Here is a 20951-nt window from a genome sequence, read left to right as displayed (position 1 = left end):
AGTCTCATGAAATTGCTTAGATAGAATTAGGAGCTAACACCATAAATTTCTATTTGAGTCGATTTTAGTTGTTGCCGTTGAGGGTAGGTTTATACACAGTCGGAATGCCCCATAATGATAAGGAAGACAGCGAAGTGTGAGGAAGAGATAGACCCAAGGACAGGGTACGGCCATATGACTATAACACCCGAAATTACCCAGTGCAGAACGGAATTCTTTCGTTGACACAGACCTTGACATTATGCTAAAGTGTTTTAGGTAGGCCTAAATTCGCGGCTTTTTTTAGGATCAATATTTACGTCTTCTAATTGTATTGTTAGAAGGACGTCTCGGGAGGTGCACATCATGCGGGTAATTATCACTTTGGCTTGTACAAGTTGCAAACAAAGAAACTATGCGACTACCAAAAACAAGCGAAATCACCCCGACCGCATGGAGATGAAGAAATTTTGCAAGTATTGTAACTCGCAAACTCCTCATCGCGAAACCAGATAGTCTGTGGAGGTGTAGTCGGCATGAAACGTAGTTTCAAGTCTATGTTTTCCTTTTTCACTGAGAGCTGGAGTGAACTCAAAAAAGTTCGCTGGCCAAGTCGTAAAGAATTGACCAACTATACATTGATCGTTCTCGGTACAATTGTAGTTGTCGCTATTTACTTCTGGGTTCTGGACATCGGTATTTCCGCTGTGATTGAAGCGATTATTTAGAGAGGTCCCAGGTGGCTTGATATGGAAAAAAGATGGTATGTCGTTCATACCTATTCTGGGTATGAGAATAAGGTCAAAGCCAATTTGGAAAAGCGCGTTGAGTCCATGGGCATGGAAGACAAAATATTCCGCGTTCTTGTTCCTATGGAAGAAGAAATCGTAAACAAAGACGGTAAGAAAAAAACCGTTATGCGTAAAGTTTACCCGGGTTATGTTTTGGTGGAAATGGTTCAGACTGATGATTCCTGGTATGTTGTCCGCAATACTCCGGGCGTTACTGGATTTGTTGGTTCGACAGGCTCAGGGTCTAAACCAACAGCTTTGCTTCCGGAAGAGGTAGAACAAATTCTGAAGCATATGGGCATGGTTGAACCTAAAGCGAAGATTGATTTCGAAATCAAGGAATCCGTACGTATTATGGTTGGTCCGTTTGCGAATTTTGTGGGATCCGTGGAAGAAATTTTGGCTGACAAGAGCAAGATCAAAGTGCATGTGAACATGTTTGGACGGGAAACCCCGCTAGAGTTGGATTTCACTCAAGTGGAGAAAATATAACATAAGCTAAGGGTTTCTTGTGGGAGAGCGCCAATGGCGTTCGAAGACCACTATTTTTGCAAGGAGGTGTCACTCATGGCTAAAAAAGTTATTAAAATGGTGAAACTGCAGATTCCTGCAGGGAAAGCGAATCCAGCGCCTCCAGTAGGTCCGGCGTTAGGTCAAGCAGGTGTCAACATAATGGCATTCTGTAAGGAATTTAATGCTCGTACTGCCGACCAGGCTGGCTTGATCATTCCGGTTGAAATTACAGTATTTGAAGACCGTTCCTTTACGTTCATCACTAAAACTCCTCCGGCTGCTGTTCTGCTTCGCATCGCTGCTAAAGTAGAAAAAGGATCCGGCGAACCAAACAAGAAAAAAGTAGCAAAAATCGGCCGCGCTGCGGTTCGTGAAATTGCTGAAACAAAAATGCCAGACCTTAACGCTGCATCTGTAGAAGCTGCAATGCGTATGGTTGAAGGTACTGCTCGCAGTATGGGTATCACAATCGAAGACTAGTAGTTTTCGAAGAATCGGTCATTCGTGACCCGCAAGTATGTGGGAGGAATTTCCGCTAACACCACAAAGGAGGAACATTTTCATGGCTAAACATGGTAAGAAATACCAAGAAGCTGCTAAGCTGATCAACAGCGAAGCAACTTACGAGCCTTCAGAAGCTGTAGAGCTTGTGAAAAAGGCAGCGACTGCAAAATTCGACGAAACCGTTGAAGCAGCAGTTCGTCTGGGTGTAGACCCGCGTAAACAAGACCAAGCAGTTCGTGGTGTTGTTGTCCTGCCTCACGGCACTGGTAAAACACAACGCGTGCTTGTATTTGCAAAAGGTGAAAAAGCGAAAGAGGCAGAAGCTGCTGGCGCGGATTTTGTTGGTGATCAAGACATGATCAACAAAATTCAACAAGGCTGGTTTGAATTTGATGTCTGCGTAGCTACACCTGATATGATGAGTGAAGTCGGTAAACTGGGTCGTCTGCTTGGTGGTAAAGGTCTTATGCCTAACCCTAAAGCTGGCACAGTTACATTCGATGTTTCCAAGGCTGTGCAAGAAATCAAAGCCGGTAAAATCGAATATCGTCTTGACAAAGCAGGTCAAATTCACGCGCCAATCGGCAAAGTGTCCTTTGATGCTGCACAATTGAACGATAACCTTAAAGCTCTTATCGACGCTTTGAACCGTGCGAAACCAGCTGCTGCTAAAGGTGTATACCTTAAAGGCATCTCGATTTCTTCCACAATGGGTCCTAGCGCTCGTGTGAACACAACCGTCTTCAGATAAATAAGGGTTGACTCTTTGGGTCAATTTTGATAATCTATAACAGTTGTGAAACTTAAGGTATCAATCTTAACCTTGAATATGCTTACCGTAGACAGTAGGTGCCTTAGTGCTTAATTCCCTACCGAGGTGTTGTGATAGAAACAAGAAGTAACGAGCTCGCTCGTATAACTTTCGTTTTATCAAGCCTTCGTGATTCTGCGGAGGCTTTTCTAATGCCTGCGTAGGAGCGGTGATGCTTTCCTTGGAAAGGACGCCGACACATAAATTTTCAGGAGGTGTATACATTGGCAAATGCAAAAGTAATTCAAGCAAAACAGGATGCGGTTGACGTTGTTACTGCGAAACTGCAAAACAGTCTTTCGACTGTTGTAGCGGACTATCGCGGATTGAACGTTTCCCAAGTGACTGAACTGCGTAAGCAACTTCGTGAAGCTGGCGTTGAGTTTCAAGTCCTGAAGAACACATTGCTACGTCGCGCAACTGCTGCGGCTGAGTTGACTGAGTTGGATGAAGTTTTGACTGGTCCAACAGCTATCGCATTCAGCACAACTGATGCAGTAGCTCCAGCTAAAATTTTGAACGATTTCGCCAAGAAAAACGACGCTTTGAAATTGAAAGGCGGCGTAGTAGAAGGACGTGTCATCGACGCGGACCAATTGAAAGCACTGGCTGAGCTTCCATCCCGCGATGGTTTGCTGTCCATGCTGCTTAGCGTACTTCAAGCTCCAATGCGCAACTTCGCGCTTGCAGTTAAAGCTGTTGCTGAAAAAGAAGAACAAAGCGCGTAAGCCTTTGGCTCTTACAGCATAAATCAATACCACAAACAAATTTAAATTATAAATGGAGGTTCAATCATGAGTAAAGAAGCAATCTTGGAAGCAATTAAAGGCATGAGCGTATTGGAACTGAACGACCTGGTTAAAGCAATTGAAGAAGAATTCGGCGTAACAGCAGCAGCTCCAGTAGCAGCTGGCGGTGCGGTAGCAGCAGTAGCTGAAGAGCAATCCGAATTTGACGTAATTTTGACAGGCGCTGGCGCTTCCAAAATCAACGTTATCAAAATCGTTCGCGAAATCACAGGCCTTGGCTTGAAAGAAGCTAAAGACCTTGTAGACAACGCACCAAAAGCAATCAAAGAAAAAGTAAGCAAAGACGAAGCCGAAGCTACTAAAGCAAAATTGGAAGAAGCAGGCGCAGCTGTAGAAGTGAAGTAATTCCTTCTATACTGAAAACCCCTTGAACTTGTTCAAGGGGTTTATTTTATAAAAATATAAGAAAGTATAAGTTTCACATTATACTTTATCTTTATATTTCTCGCTTGAACGCTTACCGTCCTTATAAGGACATCAGAGGCGTTTATGCTTGATAGAGTTAGTAGGGTTGTGTGAATACAAACTATTAACATAAAGGAAAGGGAGGATAGAGATGTCGCAACATTATTATTCGCAGCAACCGGAAGTGCGTCATGACAGACGTACCATCGACACCGTTCTAAGAGGCAAAAGCTTTCGCTTCACAAGTGATGCGGGTGTGTTCTCTAAAGGAGACATCGATTACGGTAGTCGAGTTCTCATTGAAGCTATGGATATTCCGGACGGTTCGGCAGTGCTTGATGTGGGCTGCGGATATGGACCGATAGGTATAAGTGCAGCATACCTAGCCCCCAAAGGGCAAGTTACGATGATTGATATTAATAGTCGTGCGGTAGAACTTGCGCGTGAAAATGCCCAGCACAATGGAATCCGGAATGTTACGGTAATGGAAAGCGATGTGCTCGGCGCATTGAATGAACAACAAAAGTTCGATGTGATTCTTACCAATCCTCCGATACGTGCAGGAAAAGCTGTAGTGCATCAGATTTTTGAAGAAGCTTATGAACATTTAAATGAGGGTGGATTTCTGTGGATTGTTATTCAGAAGAAGCAGGGCGCTCCATCAGCGGTAGCTAAACTTGAAAGCTTGTTCTCAAATGTAGAAGAAGTGGGCAAAGATAAAGGATATCGTATTATTAAAGCTCAAAAATAAAAATCAATAGGTTATTGACATGTGATAGTGATAATGGTATTATTATAAAATGTCAGTATTAAGATAGGCTCCATGTCTTTAGTTTGCTGAAAATGTCAAGCGATATATTGTCGCCGGCTAGCGCAAGCCGTACGGCAAGTTTTTTGCGAATTGGTTCTCTATGCTCTGGCGTAGCGAGTGTTACGCGGTAATAGATAATAGCGCATAAACTGTTGCTTGGTGACGTATAATATGTACGTTTTGGGCAAATCTACTGGATAAGGAGTATTTTGGTCATGGATAAGTGCGCTCTTTTTTCGAAGATTTCGATAAGGGCTTTTCTTTTATTTATGACTGAATCCTTGTAGTATGGTTCCATTATACGGTTCCAAACAAGGGTTCGCAATCAATTTTTAAGTGAGTAGACATGAGGGGTGAGTAAAGTTGGCAGGACATCTTGTTCAGTATGGTCGACGCACTCGGCGGAGCTATGCGAGAATTAACGAGGTACTCGAGGTCCCGAACCTGATCGAGATCCAACAAAAATCTTATGATTGGTTTTTGGAGGAAGGATTGCGGGAAATGTTTCAGGACATCTCGCCGATCCAGGATTTCACAGGTAATTTGGTACTAGAGTTCATTGATTACAGCCTGGGTGAACCAAAATATACGGTTGACGACGCTAAAGAGCGGGACGTGACGTATGCGGCTCCTCTGCGTGTAAAGGTGCGGCTCATTAATAAGGAGACCGGTGAGGTCAAAGAGCAGGAAGTGTTCATGGGAGATTTCCCGCTGATGACGGAGACCGGCACTTTTATTATTAACGGTGCGGAACGGGTTATTGTCAGCCAGTTGGTTCGCTCTCCAAGCGTCTATTTCAGCACAAAAGTGGATAAGAACGGCAAAAAAACCTACACCGCCACAGTAATCCCGAACCGCGGAGCCTGGTTGGAACTTGAGACCGACGCTAAGGATATTATGTATGTTCGTATCGATCGGACTCGTAAAATTCCTGTTACCGTACTTTTGCGTGCTCTCGGTTTCGGTAGTGATGCCGAAATTCTGGAATTGCTTGGCAATGATGAATATATTCGCAATACGCTGGATAAAGACAACACGGACTCCACGGAGAAGGCGCTTATTGAAATTTATGAGCGTTTGCGTCCGGGCGAACCGCCGACACTAGACAATGCCAAAAGTTTGCTGGTCGCGCGTTTCTTTGATCCAAAACGCTACGACCTAGCTAATGTAGGCCGTTACAAAATCAATAAAAAGCTACACATTAAGAACCGTCTTTTCAATCAACGTCTTGCTCAGCCTTTGGTTGACGAAGCTACAGGGGAAATCCTGGCTGAGTCTGGTCAAATGGTCGATCGCAGACTGCTTGATGAATTGATTCCTTACTTCGAAAAGAATGTTGCCTTTAAGAACTACCGTGTTACTGGTGGAGTTATGGACAGCGAAGATATTCCTCTTCAAACGATTGACGTATTCTCGCCAATTGAAGAAGGTCGGGTTATTAAGCTGATCGCTAACGGCAACATCGACAAGTCTGTTAAGCACATTACTCAAGCTGATATTATATCCTCGATCAGCTACTTTATTAATTTGCTTCACGGAATTGGTAATACCGATGATATCGACCATCTGGGTAACCGTCGTCTGCGTTCTGTGGGTGAACTTCTGCAGAATCAGTTCCGTATCGGTTTATCCCGTATGGAGCGCGTTGTGCGTGAAAGAATGTCGATTCAGGATGCTAATGCAATTACGCCTCAAGCTCTGATCAATATTCGTCCGGTTATCGCGTCCATTAAAGAGTTCTTCGGTAGCTCCCAGCTGTCTCAGTTTATGGACCAGACGAACCCACTTGCGGAACTTACGCATAAACGTCGTCTGTCTGCACTCGGACCCGGTGGTTTGACACGTGAACGCGCGGGCTTTGAAGTTCGTGACGTCCATCACAGTCACTACGGCCGGATGTGTCCAATTGAAACACCGGAAGGTCCGAACATTGGATTGATCAACTCCTTGTCCACCTTTGCTCGTATCAACGAGTACGGCTTTATCGAAGCTCCGTATCGTTGGGTAGATCCAAAGACAGGTAAGGTAACTGAACAAATCGATTATCTGACTGCTGATGAGGAAGATAATTATGTAGTTGCTCAGGCTAACGTATTGATCGATGAAGATGGCTCCTTTAAGGAAGACATGGTAATCGTTCGTTACAATAAAGACTCTGACAACATTACAACAATGCCAAGTAATCGTGTAGATTACATGGACGTTTCGCCTAAACAGGTCGTATCCGTCGCTACGGCGCTCATTCCGTTCCTTGAGAACGATGACTCCAACCGCGCTCTGATGGGATCTAACATGCAGCGTCAAGCCGTTCCACTTCTAATTCCTAAAGCTCCGCTCGTCGGAACAGGGATGGAACATAAATCCGCTAAGGATTCTGGCGTATGTGTTGTTTCTAAATATGACGGTATTATCGAACGCTCTTCAGCTAATGAAATTTGGCTGCGCCGGGTTGAAACTGTCGAAGGCAAAGAAGTTAAAGGCGATATCGTTAAATATAAATTACACAAATTTATGCGTTCTAACCAAGGTACCTGTATTAACCAACGTCCTCTAGCTAAAAGAGGGGATATTGTTAAGAAGGGTGACATCCTGGCGGACGGTCCTTCTACAGAAATGGGCGAACTTGCTCTTGGTCGTAACGTAGTCGTTGCGTTCATGACTTGGGAAGGTTACAACTACGAGGATGCGATCCTGTTAAGTGAAAAGCTAGTTAAGGAAGATGTATACACTTCGATTCATATCGAGGAATACGAATCCGAAGCTCGTGACACTAAACTGGGACCTGAAGAAATCACACGTGATATTCCAAACGTGGGCGAAGAAGCTCTGCGCAATCTTGATGAGCGTGGAATTATCCGCATCGGTGCGGAAATCAGTGCTGGTGACATTCTAGTTGGTAAGGTTACTCCTAAGGGTGTAACTGAATTGACTGCAGAAGAGCGTCTCCTACACGCTATCTTTGGTGAGAAGGCTCGTGAAGTACGGGATACCTCTTTACGCGTTCCTCACGGTAGTGATGGTATTATCGTTGACGTTAAAGTATTTACACGTGAAAACGGCGATGAGCTGCCTCCTGGCGTAAATCAATTGGTTCGTGTGTACATCGCTCAGAAACGTAAGATTTCTGAAGGTGACAAAATGGCCGGACGTCACGGTAACAAGGGTGTCGTTGCTCGTATCCTGCCAGAAGAAGATATGCCGTTCCTTCCGGACGGTACGCCGGTACAGGTTGTTCTTAACCCTCTAGGCGTTCCTTCTCGTATGAACATCGGACAGGTGCTTGAGGTCCATATTGGTATGGCCGCATTGCGTCTGGGAATTCACATTGCAACGCCGGTATTCGACGGAGCACGTGAGTACGACGTATTTGATACGATGGAAGAAGCTGGCATGCAGCGTAATGGTAAGACTGTATTGTACGATGGTCGTACAGGTGAACGCTTCGAACGTGAAGTTACTGTCGGCGTCATGCATATGATCAAACTGGCGCACATGGTTGATGATAAGATTCACGCCCGTTCAACAGGACCTTACTCACTAGTTACGCAACAGCCACTGGGTGGTAAAGCTCAGTTTGGTGGACAGCGTTTCGGGGAGATGGAAGTGTGGGCACTTGAAGCTTACGGTGCTGCATATACATTGCAAGAAATTTTGACTGTAAAATCCGATGACGTGGTTGGTCGCGTGAAGACGTACGAATCCATTGTCAAAGGTGAAAATGTACCGGAACCAGGTGTTCCTGAGTCGTTCAAGGTATTGATCAAAGAACTGCAGTCCCTGGGTATGGATGTTAAGATTCTTAGCGGTGACGAGCAGGAAATTGAAATGAGAGAATTGGACGATGAGGACGAGACGTCAGGCGACAAGCTGAGCCTCAATTTAGAAGGCGCAGAAGTCGGAGTAGAATAATCACGTTGGAGCTTTTGAGTTCCATTTTATAAAGGACCGCGCCCTCTTTTGATGTAACAGTCAGAGGAGGGCAAAGCGGTACTAAATCAGGATTAGGTTAAGGAGGGTTGCTCCTTGTTGGACGTTAACAATTTTGAATTTATGAAAATCGGACTCGCTTCTCCGGAGAAGATTCGTTCATGGTCCCGCGGAGAAGTTAAGAAACCGGAAACCATTAACTATCGTACATTGAAACCGGAAAAAGAGGGTCTTTTCTGTGAGCGTATCTTTGGACCTCAAAAAGACTGGGAATGTCATTGCGGTAAATATAAACGTGTCCGTTATAAGGGCGTAGTCTGCGACCGTTGTGGCGTTGAAGTTACTCGTGCTAAAGTTCGTCGTGAACGTATGGGTCACATTGAATTGGCTGCTCCGGTATCTCATATCTGGTACTTCAAAGGTATCCCAAGCCGTATGGGTTTGGCACTAGATATGTCTCCAAGATCACTTGAAGAGATTATCTACTTCGCTTCGTATGTTGTAACTGACCCAGGTGAAACACCACTGGAAAAGAAACAACTTCTATCCGAGAAAGAATATCGTAGCTACCGCGAAAAATACGGTTACGGATTCCAAGCGGGCATGGGTGCTGAAGCTGTTAAGAAGCTTCTTCAAGACATCGACATCGAAAAAGAGCTGGAATTCCTCAAAGAAGAACTGCGTACGGCCCAAGGCCAACGTCGTAACCGGGCGATCAAACGTCTGGAAGTCATTGAAGCATTCCGTAACTCAGGCAACAAACCTGATTGGATGATCATGGATGTTCTTCCGGTTATTCCTCCGGAGCTTCGTCCGATGGTTCAATTGGATGGTGGCCGTTTTGCTACGTCTGATTTGAACGATCTTTATCGTCGTGTTATTAACCGGAACAACCGTCTGAAAAGACTGTTGGATCTTGGTGCACCTGACATTATCGTGCAGAACGAGAAACGGATGCTACAGGAAGCTGTCGATGCTCTCATCGATAACGGCCGTAGAGGACGTCCGGTAACGGGTCCTGGTAACCGTCCATTGAAATCTCTCAGCCACATGCTGAAAGGTAAACAAGGACGTTTCCGTCAGAACTTGCTCGGTAAACGGGTTGACTACTCTGGTCGTTCCGTTATCGTTGTAGGACCGTACCTCAAGATGTATCAGTGCGGACTCCCTAAGAAAATGGCGCTAGAATTGTTCAAGCCTTTTGTCATGAAGGAATTGGTTAATAAGGGCCTAGCCCACAACATAAAGAGCGCAAAACGTAAAGTTGAGCGTGTAAGTCCTGAAGTATGGGATGTACTTGAAGAAGTAATCAGAGAGCACCCAGTACTTCTAAACCGCGCACCAACACTTCACCGTCTCGGTATCCAAGCTTTTGAACCGATTTTGGTGGAAGGTCATGCTATTCGTCTTCACCCACTCGTATGTACGGCTTATAACGCCGACTTTGACGGTGACCAAATGGCGGTGCACGTTCCTCTGTCAGCAGAAGCTCAAGCAGAAGCACGTATTCTCATGCTTGCATCCGGTAATATCTTGAACCCTAAAGACGGAAAACCGGTTGTAACACCTTCCCAGGATATGGTCCTTGGTACTTTCTACCTGACCATGGACAACAAGGAAGAAAAAGGATCAGGTATGATTCTGCGTACCGTAAATGAAGCTGTATCAGCTTACCAGCGCGGAACTGCAGGTCTTCATGCTCGTGTAGCTATTCCAGTTAAAGCACTAGGTAAGACTTGCTTTACGGAAAAACAACAAGGCGCAATGTTGATTACTACGATCGGTAAGATTATCTTTAATGAAATTTACCCAAGTAGTTTCCCTTATATCAATGAAGCGACTAAGACTAACTTGCTGCATGGCACGCCAGAGAAATACTTTATCTATGAAAAAGGCGCAGATATTCGCGAGCTGATTGAATCCGCTCCTGAAGCCAGCGCTGTAGGTAAAGAATATCTGGGTCTGATTATCGCACGTTGTTTTGAAACTTATCATACAACCAAAACCTCTATGATTTTGGATAAAATTAAACAACTCGGCTTTACTTACTCCACACGTTCCGGTGTTACCGTTGCTGTGTCGGATGTTATCGTGCCTGAGGAGAAAGTTACGATCCTGAAAGAGTCCGAAGCAAAGGTAGATGTGGTTGCTAACCAATATCGCCGTGGTCTGATCACTAATGACGAACGGTACGACCGCGTTATTGAGATCTGGTCGAAGACGAAGGATGATCTTACGAACATCCTGCTTAAATCGATGGACCGTTTCAACTCAATCATGCTCATGGTTGACTCCAAAGCGCGGGGTAACAAATCGCAGATCACTCAGCTGGGTGGTATGCGTGGTCTGATGGCAACACCTTCGGGTCGGATTTTCGAATTGCCAATTAAAGCGAACTTCCGTGAAGGTCTTACGGTCTTGGAGTACTTTATCTCCACTCACGGAGCGCGTAAAGGTCTTGCCGATACCGCACTTCGTACTGCTGACTCCGGTTACTTGACTCGTCGTCTCGTTGACGTAGCTCAGGACGTTATCGTCCGTGAGGAAGATTGTGGAACGGATAAAGGATTTACAGTTAGTCGTATTCAGGATGGTAAAGAGGTTATTGAGGATCTGTATGACCGTATTGAAGGTCGTTACTGCTTCGAGACTGTTCGTCATCCAGAAACAGGCGAAATCATTGTTCACCGCAACGATTTGATTGACTCCGATAAAGCGGAAGCAATCGTAGACGCTGGTGTAACTAAGCTACAAATCCGATCTGTACTAAGCTGCCGTGCTCGTCATGGTGTTTGTAAGAAATGTTACGGTCGTAACTTGGCAACTGGTAAACACGTTGAGATCGGTGAAGCGGTTGGTATTATCGCTGCACAATCTATCGGTGAACCAGGAACCCAGCTTACAATGCGTACGTTCCATACCGGCGGTGTTGCCGGTGATGACATCACGCAAGGTTTGCCGCGTATTCAAGAGTTGTTTGAAGCCCGTAACCCTAAAGGTCAGGCTACAATCAGTGAGATCGATGGTGTAATCAAGGAAATCCGTGAAACTAAGGATCGTCGTGAAATCGAGGTTCAAGGTGAAGCAGAATCCAAGACTTATTCCATTACTTATGGTTCACGTCTACGTGTCAGCGAAGGCCAAGAAATTGAAGCCGGCGATGAGCTGACAGACGGTTCGATTGACCCTAAAGAAATGCTGCGAATCAAAGGGATCCGTGGGGTACAAAACTACATTCTGCAAGAAGTTCAGCGTGTATATCGTAACCAGGGCGTTGAGATCAATGATAAGCACATTGAAGTTATGATCAAACAAATGCTTCGGAAGATCCGTATCATTGATGCAGGTGACACAAGTCTGTTACCAGGCGCGTTTGCGGATATACATGAATATGAAGCTGCTAACAAGGAAGCCATATTGTCAGGTAAAGAGCCTGCAGTTGCTAAACCGGTCTTACTCGGTATTACCAAGGCATCTCTTGAGACAGATTCCTTCTTATCCGCTGCATCTTTCCAAGAAACTACTCGTGTCTTAACAGACGCTGCTATCAAAGGCAAAGTAGATAAGTTGCTTGGACTCAAAGAAAATGTTATTATCGGTAAGTTGATTCCTGCAGGTACTGGTATGAATCGTTACCGTAATGTTAAGCTAAGTGATCCAAATGCAGAAAGCGCGCTTGAGTCTTTAGAGCCGGTTCCTGCTGAATAAATTAGCAAACATGGTAGTGAATTCGTGTCATACCTATTCATAGGTGTGACACGAATATCTGCTGTGTATAATATTCATAAAAATTATTGCTGAATTTCTTGACACCATCTATTGATAATGCTAAAATGTCTAAGGTGCGTGAGTAGCCATGTTATCCTTGTTCATTGGAGGTAATGATTATGACTGATGATAGAGGACTACAGGATGCTCAGGTCAAGATCGGTACCAAACAAACCGTCAAGGCGGTAGAGTTGGGCCAAGCTGCAGAAGTCTATGTGGCAGAGGACGGAGATCAAAGGCTTACTTCCAGGATAGTTATGCTTTGTAACAAACAAGGTATTAAGATCACATACGTGGATACGATGCTGAATTTGGGCAAGGCCTGCGGAATAGAAGTTGGCGCTGCGATGGCAGCCGTCTTAAAACAATAGCTACGGAAATGTTTTTGTACTGGGGTGAACTCCAGCGGCAAGAACTTTTCATTTGTCTTTTTATGAACCGCCTGGGTCTGTGGGCTTAGAGTTCTTAAATCGGCTATCATTTCAGGAAGGGGGTGGCAACAACATGCCAACAATTAACCAATTGGTTCGTAAAGGCCGTCAAGCCAAAATCGAAAAATCTAAATCTCCCGCTCTTCAAAAAGGGTATAACGCCCTCAAGCGTGAGGCTACAAATTTGAGCGCTCCGCAAAAACGCGGTGTGTGCACTCGTGTTGGTACTATGACTCCACGTAAACCAAACTCAGCGCTTCGTAAATATGCCCGTGTTCGTTTGACGAACCGTCTCGAGGTAACAGCTTATATCCCGGGTATCGGACATAACTTACAAGAACACAGTGTTGTATTACTTCGCGGAGGTAAAGTAAAGGACCTTGCAGGGGTTCGTTACCATATCGTTCGTGGTGCATTGGATACAGCAGGTGTAGCTAACCGGATGCAAGCTCGTTCTAAATACGGTGCTAAACGTCCTAAAGCTAAGAAATAAGAAAAAATTCTAGAATAATAAACATTTAAGAAAGGGGGATATCCATGCCACGCAAAGGTCCAGTTACTAAGAGAGACGTATTGCCAGATCCGTTGTATAATAGCAAGTTGGTTACTCGTTTGATTAACCGCATTATGCTGGGTGGTAAAAGAGGTGTCGCTCAAAGCATTCTGTACAATTCATTCAAGTTGATTGAAGAACGTACGGGTAAAGATCCGATGGAAGTTTTCGAAGCTGCCATCAAGAATATCATGCCGGTTTTGGAAGTCAAAGCTCGTCGTGTCGGTGGTGCTAACTATCAAGTACCTATCGAGGTTAAACCAGAGAGACGTACTGCTCTGGGATTACGTTGGCTCGTAAACTACTCTCGCAACCGCGGTGAGAAGACGATGGAAGAGCGTTTGGCGGCTGAGATCATCGACGCTTCCAACAACACAGGCGCTTCTGTTAAGAAACGCGAAGATACACACAAAATGGCTGAAGCAAACAAAGCGTTCGCTCACTACCGTTGGTAGGATTAAGGTCATTCAAATAACTTATATTTTGAAGGGAGATCCATTTCATGGCTAGAGAGTTCTCCTTAAAAAATACACGTAATATCGGGATCATGGCGCATATTGATGCTGGTAAAACAACTACCACAGAGCGGATTCTTTTCTATACAGGCCGTACGCACAAAATCGGTGAAGTTCACGAGGGTGCTGCTACAATGGACTGGATGGAGCAAGAACAAGAGCGCGGAATCACGATTACGTCCGCTGCTACGACTGCTGCGTGGAAAGGTCACCGCATCAATATCATTGATACCCCAGGACACGTTGACTTCACTGTTGAAGTTGAACGTTCCCTGCGTGTATTGGATGGGGCAGTAGGTGTATTTAGTGCAAAAGAGGGCGTTGAGCCTCAGTCTGAAACCGTATGGAGACAGGCTGACCGTTATAACGTTCCACGTATTGCATATGTGAACAAAATGGACATTATCGGTGCGGATTTCCTTAACGTAATCGAAACTATGCGTGATCGCCTTCAAGCCAATGCAGTTGCTATTCAATTGCCAATTGGTGCAGAAAGTGATTTCACTGGTATTATCGACCTTGTTGAGCAAAAAGCACACATGTTCAGAGATGATCTAGGCCAAAACATCGAAGTAACGGATATTCCGGAAGAATATTTGGCCAAAGTTGAGGAGCTGCGTCTCGAGTTGATCGAGAAAGTTGCTGAACTTGATGAAGATCTGACTATGAAGTACCTGGAAGGCGAAGAAATTACAGTTCCGGAAATTAAAGCTGCACTGCGCAAAGGCGTAGTTGAAGTTAAATTGTTCCCTGTAATTGTTGGATCCTCCTACCGTAACAAAGGGATTCAGCTTATGCTGGATGCTGTTGTTGATTACTTGCCATCTCCTCTTGACGTTCCAGCTATCACTGGACATCTTGATGATGGAACTGAAGCAGTTCGTCATTCTTCGGATGAAGAACCGTTTGCAGCTTTGGCATTTAAAATCATGACTGACCCTTATGTAGGTAAACTTACGTTCTTCCGTGTATACTCTGGTATTCTAGAGTCCGGATCTTACGTAGTTAATGCTACTAAGAACAAGCGTGAACGTATTGGTCGTATCCTTCAAATGCATGCTAACAGCCGTCAAGAGATTTCCATCGTGTATTCTGGCGACATCGCTGCAGCAGTTGGTTTGAAAGACACCAGTACAGGTGATACACTGTGTGATGAGAAGCATCCAGTAATTCTGGAATCAATGAACTTCCCTGATCCAGTTATCGAAATCGCTGTTGAACCAAAAACAAAAGCTGACCAAGATAAATTGGGCGTTGCTCTCGGTAAGTTGACTGAAGAGGATCCAACTCTTCGTGCTCATACTGATGAAGAAACAGGCCAAACTATCCTGGCTGGTATGGGTGAACTTCACTTGGACATCATCATCGACCGTATGCGTCGTGAGTTCAAAGTAGAAACCAATGTGGGTAAACCACAGGTTGCTTACCGCGAAACGTTCAAGGCACCTGCTCGCGTTGAAGGTAAATTTGTACGCCAATCTGGTGGTCGTGGTCAATACGGTCACGTGTGGGTTGAATTTGAACCCCTCGAGCCAGGTACTGGTAGCAAATTCGAAAGTAAAGTTGTCGGTGGCTCGGTTCCTAGAGAGTACATCGCTCCTGCACTTGCGGGTATCGAAGAACAAATGAAAAACGGCGTACTTGCAGGCTTCCCGCTTGTAGACGTTAAAGCTACCATCGTTGATGGTTCTTACCATGATGTCGATTCCAACGAAATGGCATTTAAAATTGCCGGCTCGATGGCGCTTAAAGCAGCTAAAGACAAGTGTAAACCTGTCCTGCTTGAGCCAATCATGAAAGTAGAAGTAACTGTTCCTGAGGAATATATGGGTGATGTTATGGGTATGCTGAACTCCCGCCGTGGCCGTATCGAAGGTATGGATTCCCGTGGTGGAGCGCAAATTATCCGTGCTAAGGTGCCTCTTTCCGAAATGTTCGGATACTCTACAACTCTTCGTTCTGGTACTCAAGGACGTGGCGTATTCTCAATGGAGCTTTCTCACTATGAAGAAGTTCCTAAATCCATTGCGGAAGAGATCGCTGCTAAGAACAAAGGCGGAGAATAATTACTAGTTTTAACTTGCCGTCCGAGTATAATTACTCAGTCATCTAAGATAAACATATATGCGGGCGGCTCAAATATAAGGAACCCCACATTAAGGAGGAACTGTTCAAATGGCAAAGGCAAAGTTTGAACGTAACAAACCGCACGTTAACATCGGTACTATTGGTCACGTCGACCATGGTAAAACGACTCTGACTGCTGCAATCACTACTGTATTGTCCAAAACTTACGGTGGCGCAGCTATCGCATTCGATCAAATCGACAAAGCTCCTGAAGAGCGCGAACGTGGTATCACAATCTCCACTTCCCACGTTGAATATGAAACTCCTAACCGTCACTACGCTCACGTAGACTGCCCTGGTCACGCCGACTATGTTAAAAACATGATCACTGGCGCAGCGCAAATGGACGGAGCTATCCTGGTTGTATCCGCAGCTGATGGCCCTATGCCACAAACTCGCGAGCACATCCTGTTGTCCCGTCAAGTAGGTGTTCCATACATCGTTGTTTTCTTGAACAAATGCGACATGGTTGAAGACGAAGAGTTGTTGGAATTGGTTGAAATGGAAGTTCGTGACTTGCTGAGCGAGTATGACTTCCCAGGCGACGACACTCCAATCATTCGTGGTTCTGCTCGTGAAGCTCTTCAAAACCCAGAAGGCGAATATGCTAAGAAGATTGTTGAAATGTTCGAAACAATCGACGAGTACATTCCACTTCCAGAGCGTCAAACTGACAAACCATTCTTGATGCCTGTCGAAGATGTATTCTCCATCACTGGCCGCGGTACTGTGGCAACTGGTCGCGTAGAACGCGGAACAGTTAAAGTCGGAGAAGAAATCGAAATCGTTGGTATTCACGAAGAAACTAAGAAATCCGTAGTTACGGGCGTAGAAATGTTCCGTAAATTGCTGGATTCCGCTCAAGCGGGCGACAACATCGGAGCTTTGCTTCGTGGTGTAGACCGTACTATGATCGAGCGTGGCCAAGTATTGGCTAAACCGAACTCTGTTAAACCACACACTGAGTTCACTGCTCAAATCTACGTTTTGACTAAAGAAGAAGGCGGACGTCACAAACCATTCTTCACTGGTTACCGTCCACAGTTCTACTTCCGTACAACTGACGTAACTGGCATCATCAACTTGCCAGAAGGTACTGAAATGGTTATGCCTGGTGACAACATCACTGTAACTGTTGCTTTGATCTCCCCTATCGCTATTGAAGAAGGTACTAAATTCTCCATTCGCGAAGGTGGACGTACAGTTGGAGCAGGTAGCGTAGCTTCCATCCAAAAATAAATTCGTTTCTATCTGCGGGTAGACTCTGAATCATAGTGCCCCGGATTCTTCTTGCGGAGAATCCGGGGCTTTTTGTTATTTTATAGGATAAACCATCTTAAATTCGACAATATACGATAAAATAAGTATGGAATTTCGAATAATTCTACAAAATTCAACAAAATTCAACGATAAATTGTTTACAATTTTAATAATCATAGAGTAAAATGAAAGGAAGGTAATATTGTAAAAAAATAGTAATTGAGGGGAGAGTGATAACATGGGAAAATGTCCTTTTTCATTCATGCATGCTATAACATCACGTAATAATAACGAGGATTCTCACACCCCTAATTTGATAGAACATAAACACCAGACTAAGCGTACTGAAGATTTTTTTCATACTCTTGAGGGTTATGACGAACTCAATGAGCAAATGAGAATGATTGATCTATCTGAATCAGATTTGAACTTATTACGTAGGGTAAAGCCTAGCGTTGAAAAGAATATAGACTATATAATTGATCAATTTTATAATTCGGTATTAGGTGTGGATAAACTCGAAGCCATTATATTGGAGCATAGTAGTATCGAGAGGTTGAAAACAACACTCCGCGAGCATATCATTGAAATTTTTGATGGCAAAGTTGATGAAGAATACATAGCAAAGCGAATGAAGATTGCTAATATTCATAAAAGAGTAGGACTTGAGCCTAAATGGTACTTATCCGCTTTTCAAAATCTTCAGAACGTTTTTATACAAGTTATCTATAATGAGACACATGATGACAATACACGTTTACATGTAGTTAAGACCGTAACTAAGCTGCTTAACCTTGAACAACAACTTGTCCTGGAGGAATACGAGAAGGAGAACGTCAAAGAGAAGGAACAGCAATACCTTTTGGTTAAAAATGAATTAAAGCAGAAAATTGCTGAATTCAGCAGCGAGTTAATAGATTTTAGTATCGACACAAATGCCGCTGTGAAGCAGCTAGTAGCAAGTAGCAATGAAGTGAGTAGAACATTCCAACGTACAGCTACATCCGCTGTAGAGTCGCAGGGGTTGGCTACAGATGGACATGAGCATTTGGATAGCTTAACAGGACAGATTAATCTTATTTATCAAAGTACTAGTGAAATGGAACATTCAGTCCACGAATTAAGCAATTCCTCTAAACAAATTCAAAAAATCGTAAACTCAGTTAAAGATATTGCAGATCAAACTAAAATTCTTTCACTTAATGCAACGATAGAAGCCGCTAGAGCCGGAGTGCATGGTAGAGGGTTTAGTGTAGTTGCTCAAGAAGTTAGTCGGTTGGCAGAGGATACGAAGAATACTGTAATTCAGATCGTAGAGCTGACTTATAAATCGGGAAGTCTCACACAACAAGTCGTTGAGGAGATACGTAAGGTACAAGAGCTAACCAAAAGTGGGAAACATCAATCCGTTGAGACTAGTCTTTTGTTTTCCGAAATTGTAGAGGCGATGAGGAGTAGCACACAAGAGATTGTTATAGTAGAAGAAGAAATAAGAACATTGATTCAGACAATAGAGGGAATTGGGTCAGCAACAGCACAGACTGCGGAGTCAGCTGAGATTTTTAAGTCTGCCACTGCGAATCTTTAACCTATATAATAGTAATAAAGCAACGCATGAAAAAAATATGCGTTGTTTTGTTATTTTAGCTTGCAATACTGCTGCCTATTATATATAATAATAAATGTTGTTCTGAGACGTTGCGATGATGTGAGAGGTTACTGACACACCCGGCCCCTTTGCCATGAGGTCGACGTCAGAAAATTTTCACGGAGTATGTCCGATAATAAATTGGGCGATAGAAGGAGGGACTAAAATGGCAAAGCAAAAAATTCGTATTCGCTTGAAAGCATACGACCACAGAATTCTTGATCAATCCGCAGAGAAAATCGTTGAAACTGCAAAACGTTCGGGTGCTGGTGTATCTGGACCGATTCCGTTGCCAACTGAGAAGCAAATCATTACTATTCTCCGTGCGGTACACAAGTACAAGGATTCCCGTGAACAGTTTGAACAACGGACTCACAAACGTTTGATCGATATTGTGAACCCAACACCACAAACTGTGGATGCCTTGATGCGCTTGGATCTACCGTCCGGTGTAGATATCGAAATCAAATTGTAATTCTATTTTTAGCAACTTAGGAAAAGAAAAGAGGTGTCAACATTGAAAGGTATCTTAGGAAAAAAACTCGGTATGACTCAAGTGTTTACTCCAGAAGGTAACGTAATTCCTGTTACTGTTATCGAAGCAGGCCCTTGTGTAGTACTGCAAAAGAAAGACCTGAATATCGACGGATATGAAGCAGTGCAATTGGGCTTTTCTGATAAAAAAGAAAGTCGCTCCAATAAGCCTGAACAAGGTCACGCCAAAAAGGCAAATGCAACACCTAAGCGCTACGTTCGTGAAATTCGCGGTGTTGACCTCGGGTCTCTCGAGGTTGGACAAGAACTGAAGGCTGATATTTTTGCTGAAGGCGAATTTGTTGACGTAACTGGCACATCTAAAGGTAAAGGTTTCCAAGGTAACATCAAACGTTGGGGACAAAGCCGCGGACCAATGGCACACGGATCGCGTTACCACAGAAGACCGGGTTCCATGGGTTCTATCCAAGCTAACCGTGTTCCGAAGGGCAAACGCCTCCCAGGACATATGGGTCACACGACTATCACGGTTCAAAAGCTTGAAATCATCAAGGTTGACGTTGAACGTAACGTATTGCTGGTTAAAGGCGCTATCCCAGGTCCTAAAAACAGCTTCGTGAAAGTTAAACAAACCGTTAAGAAATAATTACCTAAGAAAGGAGGAACATGAAATGCCAAAAGTAACACTTTTTAATATTAGTGGCAACGAAGTTGGTGAAGTAGAACTGAGCGATACAGTATTCGGTATTGAACCGAATGAGCACGTTCTACACGAAGCTGCGCTTATGCAAAGAGCTTCCCTTCGTCGTGGTACACACAAAGTAAAAGGACGTTCTGAAGTTCGTGGCGGTGGACGTAAGCCTTGGAAACAAAAAGGTACAGGTCGCGCTCGTCAAGGATCCATTCGTTCTCCACAATGGAAAGGCGGCGGCGTTGTCTTCGGACCAACACCACGTAGCTATTCCTGGAAATTGCCTAAGAAGGTTCGTCGTTTGGCGATCAAATCCGCTTTGTCCTCGAAAGTACTCGAGAATGACATTATCGTATTGGATAGCTTGACAATGAATGCTCCGAAGACGAAAGAATTCGCAGCGATCTTGAACAACCTGAAAGTGGAACGCAAAGCTTTGATCGTAGCTACTAGCTATGATGATAACGTAGCACTTTCCGCTCGTAACATCCCTGGGGTGAAATTCGTAGCGGCTGACGGCATTAATGTTCTTGACGTACTGACGTACGACAAACTGATCATCACTAAAGAAGCAGTTCTGAAGGTAGAGGAGGTGTTCGCGTAATGAAAGATCCTCGTGATATTATCAAACGTCCGGTGATTACGGAACGTACTTCCGACTACATGAGCGAAATGAAATACGCTTTTGAAGTGGATATCCGTGCTAACAAAACCGAAATCAAAAAAGCTGTCGAGGCTATTTTCAAAGTAAAAGTAACTAATGTGAACACAATGCGCGTGCCTGGCAAACTGAAACGTTATGGTAAATATTCTGGTTACACTCCAGAGTGGAAAAAAGCCATCGTTAAGCTTAGCCCGGACAGCAAACCGCTTGAATTTTTTGAAGCGGTAGAATAATACTCTTAAAGTAAGG

General features: G+C 44.2%; 20 protein-coding genes and 1 other annotated feature. All 20 genes read left to right on the top strand.

What is annotated here, in order from left to right; genetic code table 11:
• The first annotated feature begins 345 nt into the window (after positions 1 to 345).
• Complete coding sequence (gene rpmG, locus ACQKMP_RS29790) at positions 346 to 495, top strand: 50S ribosomal protein L33 (RefSeq protein WP_076099620.1); 150 nt, start codon at positions 346 to 348, stop codon at positions 493 to 495.
• Positions 496 to 515: 20 nt separating this feature from the next.
• Positions 516 to 707, top strand: coding sequence for a preprotein translocase subunit SecE (secE, locus tag ACQKMP_RS29785; RefSeq protein ID WP_036680497.1), 192 nt, complete (start codon positions 516 to 518; stop codon positions 705 to 707).
• Positions 708 to 728: 21 nt separating this feature from the next.
• Positions 729 to 1262: a transcription termination/antitermination protein NusG gene (nusG, locus tag ACQKMP_RS29780; RefSeq protein ID WP_036680499.1), complete on the top strand. Its 534-nt coding sequence runs from the start codon at positions 729 to 731 to the stop codon at positions 1260 to 1262.
• 75 nt (positions 1263 to 1337) lie between these two features.
• The gene (gene rplK / locus ACQKMP_RS29775) at positions 1338 to 1763 is read left to right on the top strand and encodes a 50S ribosomal protein L11 (RefSeq protein ID WP_042131235.1); all 426 of its coding nucleotides are present in this window, start codon (positions 1338 to 1340) and stop codon (positions 1761 to 1763) included.
• Between the two features lie 82 nt (positions 1764 to 1845).
• Entirely contained in the window at positions 1846 to 2538 is a 693-nt protein-coding gene (gene rplA, locus ACQKMP_RS29770) for a 50S ribosomal protein L1 (RefSeq protein WP_036680504.1), read from the top strand.
• A gap of 67 nt (positions 2539 to 2605) precedes the next feature.
• Positions 2606 to 2758: a sequence feature (ribosomal protein L10 leader region), on the top strand.
• 64 nt (positions 2759 to 2822) lie between these two features.
• Positions 2823 to 3326, top strand: a complete 504-nt coding sequence (rplJ, locus tag ACQKMP_RS29765) for a 50S ribosomal protein L10 (RefSeq protein ID WP_042192187.1) — start codon at positions 2823 to 2825, stop codon at positions 3324 to 3326.
• A 66-nt stretch (positions 3327 to 3392) separates the two neighbouring features.
• Positions 3393 to 3752, top strand: coding sequence for a 50S ribosomal protein L7/L12 (gene rplL / locus ACQKMP_RS29760; RefSeq protein WP_036680508.1), 360 nt, complete (start codon positions 3393 to 3395; stop codon positions 3750 to 3752).
• Positions 3753 to 3963: 211 nt separating this feature from the next.
• A complete protein-coding gene (locus ACQKMP_RS29755; RefSeq protein WP_042192184.1) occupies positions 3964 to 4563 on the top strand; it encodes a class I SAM-dependent methyltransferase in 600 nt (199 codons plus the stop codon).
• Positions 4564 to 4986: 423 nt separating this feature from the next.
• Complete coding sequence (gene rpoB, locus ACQKMP_RS29750) at positions 4987 to 8532, top strand: DNA-directed RNA polymerase subunit beta (protein ID WP_042131231.1); 3546 nt, start codon at positions 4987 to 4989, stop codon at positions 8530 to 8532.
• A 114-nt stretch (positions 8533 to 8646) separates the two neighbouring features.
• Entirely contained in the window at positions 8647 to 12258 is a 3612-nt protein-coding gene (gene rpoC / locus ACQKMP_RS29745; RefSeq protein ID WP_042192182.1) for a DNA-directed RNA polymerase subunit beta', read from the top strand.
• A 179-nt stretch (positions 12259 to 12437) separates the two neighbouring features.
• Positions 12438 to 12689 carry a ribosomal L7Ae/L30e/S12e/Gadd45 family protein gene (locus ACQKMP_RS29740; RefSeq protein ID WP_379426063.1) on the top strand — a complete coding sequence of 84 codons (252 nt, stop codon included), beginning with the start codon at positions 12438 to 12440 and terminating at the stop codon, positions 12687 to 12689.
• A 133-nt stretch (positions 12690 to 12822) separates the two neighbouring features.
• The gene (rpsL, locus tag ACQKMP_RS29735; RefSeq protein ID WP_036680518.1) at positions 12823 to 13242 is read left to right on the top strand and encodes a 30S ribosomal protein S12; all 420 of its coding nucleotides are present in this window, start codon (positions 12823 to 12825) and stop codon (positions 13240 to 13242) included.
• A 44-nt stretch (positions 13243 to 13286) separates the two neighbouring features.
• Positions 13287 to 13757 (top strand): 30S ribosomal protein S7, encoded by a 471-nt coding sequence (rpsG, locus tag ACQKMP_RS29730; RefSeq protein ID WP_036680520.1) that lies wholly within the window; start codon positions 13287 to 13289, stop codon positions 13755 to 13757.
• A 47-nt stretch (positions 13758 to 13804) separates the two neighbouring features.
• Entirely contained in the window at positions 13805 to 15883 is a 2079-nt protein-coding gene (gene fusA, locus ACQKMP_RS29725; protein ID WP_042192180.1) for an elongation factor G, read from the top strand.
• A 109-nt stretch (positions 15884 to 15992) separates the two neighbouring features.
• The gene (tuf, locus tag ACQKMP_RS29720) at positions 15993 to 17183 is read left to right on the top strand and encodes an elongation factor Tu (protein ID WP_042192178.1); all 1191 of its coding nucleotides are present in this window, start codon (positions 15993 to 15995) and stop codon (positions 17181 to 17183) included.
• A gap of 259 nt (positions 17184 to 17442) precedes the next feature.
• Complete coding sequence (locus tag ACQKMP_RS29715) at positions 17443 to 18792, top strand: protoglobin domain-containing protein (protein ID WP_427472450.1); 1350 nt, start codon at positions 17443 to 17445, stop codon at positions 18790 to 18792.
• A gap of 226 nt (positions 18793 to 19018) precedes the next feature.
• Positions 19019 to 19327, top strand: coding sequence for a 30S ribosomal protein S10 (rpsJ, locus tag ACQKMP_RS29710; protein ID WP_017692074.1), 309 nt, complete (start codon positions 19019 to 19021; stop codon positions 19325 to 19327).
• A gap of 42 nt (positions 19328 to 19369) precedes the next feature.
• Positions 19370 to 19993 carry a 50S ribosomal protein L3 gene (rplC, locus tag ACQKMP_RS29705; protein WP_076286852.1) on the top strand — a complete coding sequence of 208 codons (624 nt, stop codon included), beginning with the start codon at positions 19370 to 19372 and terminating at the stop codon, positions 19991 to 19993.
• A 25-nt stretch (positions 19994 to 20018) separates the two neighbouring features.
• The gene (gene rplD / locus ACQKMP_RS29700; protein WP_042192174.1) at positions 20019 to 20642 is read left to right on the top strand and encodes a 50S ribosomal protein L4; all 624 of its coding nucleotides are present in this window, start codon (positions 20019 to 20021) and stop codon (positions 20640 to 20642) included.
• Positions 20642 to 20935, top strand: coding sequence for a 50S ribosomal protein L23 (rplW, locus tag ACQKMP_RS29695; protein WP_036680537.1), 294 nt, complete (start codon positions 20642 to 20644; stop codon positions 20933 to 20935). The genes rplD and rplW overlap by 1 nt, the downstream gene beginning before the upstream one ends.
• The last annotated feature ends 16 nt before the right edge of the window (positions 20936 to 20951 follow it).

This window comes from Paenibacillus sp. NPDC101420, from assembly GCF_050277435.1.
Taxonomy (GTDB): Bacteria; Bacillota; Bacilli; order Paenibacillales; family Paenibacillaceae; genus Paenibacillus_AQ.
The sequence above is the reverse complement of the archived record's forward strand: the minus strand, read 5'-3'. Positions and strand labels throughout refer to the sequence as shown.